This is a genomic window from Microbacterium sp. Bi128 (genome assembly GCF_918698205.1).
In genome coordinates, this window is the sequence record NZ_CAKKMM010000939.1 from 1 (window position 1) to 2,020 (window position 2,020).

The window sequence follows — 2,020 nt, forward strand, 5'->3', positions numbered from 1 at the left end:
CGGAACCCTGGCGATCGACATTCCGGCCATCGTGGCCAACCACCGCGACCTCGAGGGTTTGGCGGAGTTCTACGGCATCCCGTTCCACCACATCCCGGTCACCCCGGACACCAAGGTCCAGGCCGAGGACGCCCTCCGGGTCCTGATGAAGGAACACGACATCGAGCTCACCGTCCTGGCCCGGTACATGCAGATCATCTCGGACGAGCTCTGCACCGAACTGACGGGCAAGGCCATCAACATCCACCACTCGTTCCTGCCCTCCTTCAAGGGTGCCAAGCCCTACCACCAGGCGCATGCCCGCGGCGTGAAGCTCATCGGCGCCACGGCGCACTACGTCACGGCGGCCCTGGATGAGGGGCCCATCATCGAGCAGGAAGTCATCCGCGTGGACCACCGGCGCACCGCGGAGCAGTTCGTCCAGATGGGCCGCGACGTGGAGGGCCGGACCCTCGCCCAGGCCGTGCAGTGGCATGCCGAGCACCGCGTCCTGCTCGACGGCAACCGGACGGTTGTCTTTAACTAGAAGCGGTCATTAACTGGAGCTATGGAATCCTCCCGCAGGGACCGGCTCGAATCGTTTGTGGCGCTGTTGAAGAACGAGGGCCGGCACGGCGTGCTGGGCCTGGATTGCGGCCCGGGCGCCGACGGGCTGCACTTTGTGCAGTCCGGCATCCATTTCACCGGTGTCGACCAGTCCGAGGAGAACATCCACATCGCCCGATCCCACGGGCTGGAAGCCTCCGTGGCCGGACCGGTCTCCCTGCCGTTCGCCGATGCCGCGTTTGCCTCAGTGTGGGCGGTGGACGCCCTGGCGGGCCTGCCTGCGGAACAGTGGGACGACGTCGTCCGCGAACTCGGGCGGGTGGCGGAACCGGGCGCGCCGATCGCCGTCGTACTCCCCGCACCCGAACCGCGCAGCTCAGGCGACCCGCACACCTCGGCCGACCCGCGCGGCGAGAGCGAGTGGCGTGGCGAGAGCGAGTGGGGCGGCGAGGGCTTCACGGTGCTCCGCTCCCCCGCCTGACACTCCTTTTCCCGTTGAGCTATCACTTGTGGTGGTTAAACCGCGCCCATGGCAACCAGAACTGATAGCTCAACGGGGATTGGGCGTGTCCTAGGCTGGAGGCATGGCTCCCCTCTACGCATTCGCCGGTACCACTCCGGCCGTCCATGACTCCGCCTTCGTCGCGCCCACGGCGTCCGTGATCGGCAACGCCACCCTGGCCGAGAACTCGAGCGCCTTCTACGGTGTCAGCGTCCGCGCCGATACCGCCGCCATCACCGTCGGCGCCGGCAGCAACCTGCAGGACAACGTGGTGCTGCACGCCGACCCCGGCTTCCCCTGCACCGTCGGTGCGCGGGTCAGCGTCGGCCACAGCGCCGTGGTCCACGGCTGCACCGTTGAGGACGACTGCCTGATCGGCATGAGCGCCACCATCCTCAACGGGGCCGTGATCGGCGCCGGGTCCCTCATCGCCGCCGGTGCCGTGGTGCTCGAGGGCACCGTCATCCCGCCCCGCTCGCTGGTGGCCGGCGTTCCGGCCAAGGTCCGGCGCGAGCTCAGCGACGAGGAGTTCGCCGGTGTCCAGCACAACGCCGCCCACTATCAGGAACTGGCACGCGCGCACCGCGAACTTCACAGCGCCTGAGGAAACCGGCGCCGGGGCCGGCGCCGCTCAGTCCAGGGCTATCGGCCCGAGCTCGGAGAGCAGCTCGCCCGGTCCGGGATTCCCGGCGGGGGTGGAGCCACCGAGGTGGTTGACCACGCCCCAGACGGCGTTGAGCCCTGTGGTGACGGCTCCCTCGGCCCAGCCGGCGGTGAAGGAGACGTCGTCGCCGGCGAGGAAGATCCCGCGCTGTTCGGCCGGCAGCCCGTCCTGTTTGAAGTGCGTGAAGAGCCGTTGCTGGTAGCGGTAGTGTCCCGGCAGGTTGGCTTTGAAGGCGCCCATGAAGTTGGGGTCGGCCTCCCAGGAGACCGTGATCGGCTGGCCCACGATGTGGCTGGCGATGTCCACCC

General features: G+C 68.6%; 4 protein-coding genes. 3 read left to right on the top strand and 1 reads right to left on the bottom strand.

The features are described from left to right. From LQV45_RS28250 to LQV45_RS28260, 3 genes are all read left to right on the top strand, one after another. Nucleotides 1–526, top strand: a 526-nt coding sequence (locus LQV45_RS28250; protein WP_230010254.1) for a formyltetrahydrofolate deformylase, incomplete at its 5' end; no start/stop codon positions are given. Nucleotides 527–547: 21 nt separating this feature from the next. After that, the gene (locus LQV45_RS28255; RefSeq protein ID WP_230010256.1) at nucleotides 548–1,027 is read left to right on the top strand and encodes a class I SAM-dependent methyltransferase; all 480 of its coding nucleotides are present in this window, start codon (nucleotides 548–550) and stop codon (nucleotides 1,025–1,027) included. Nucleotides 1,028–1,130: 103 nt separating this feature from the next. After that, the gene (locus LQV45_RS28260) at nucleotides 1,131–1,652 is read left to right on the top strand and encodes a gamma carbonic anhydrase family protein (protein WP_223914204.1); all 522 of its coding nucleotides are present in this window, start codon (nucleotides 1,131–1,133) and stop codon (nucleotides 1,650–1,652) included. 27 nt (nucleotides 1,653–1,679) lie between these two features. Here LQV45_RS28260 and LQV45_RS28265 read toward each other — a convergent pair. Then, nucleotides 1,680–2,020, bottom strand: a 341-nt coding sequence (locus tag LQV45_RS28265) for an FAD-dependent oxidoreductase (RefSeq protein WP_230010259.1), incomplete at its 5' end; no start/stop codon positions are given.

What these genes read in the sequence shown, in the direction of transcription:
- LQV45_RS28255 (WP_230010256.1), top strand. Translation starts at nt 548, where the DNA reads ATGGAATCCTCCCGCAGGGACCGGCTCGAATCGTTTGTGGCGCTGTTG.
- LQV45_RS28260 (WP_223914204.1), top strand. Translation starts at nt 1,131, where the DNA reads ATGGCTCCCCTCTACGCATTCGCCGGTACCACTCCGGCCGTCCATGAC.